This window comes from Streptomyces sp. NPDC048290 (genome assembly GCF_040652095.1).
Taxonomy (GTDB): Bacteria; Actinomycetota; Actinomycetes; order Streptomycetales; family Streptomycetaceae; genus Streptomyces.
In genome coordinates, this window is sequence record NZ_JBEZLM010000026.1 from 13617 (window position 1) to 13934 (window position 318).

Below are 318 nucleotides of genomic sequence, written 5' to 3' on the forward strand. Positions count from 1 at the left end.
GGGTGCGGGTGGGTGTTGTCGGGTGCGGGTGGGTGTTGTCGGGTGCGGGTGGGTGTTGTCGGGTGCGGGTGGGTGTTGTCGGGTGCGGGTGGGTGGGGGGATTCGCGCAGTTCCCCGCGCCCCTGGGTCGGCTGCTGGCAGCTTCGTAGGCGGTGTGCGGTCGGTCCGGCTCGTCGTCCTGTGCGCGTTCGTCGTGGCTGGTCGCGCAGTTCCCCGCGCCCCTATGTCGGCTGCCAGCAGCTGCGTTGACAATGTGCGGTCGGTCCGCGGCCCCGGGGGCAGGTGCTCGTCGTCCTTCGCGCGTCCGTCGTGGCTGGT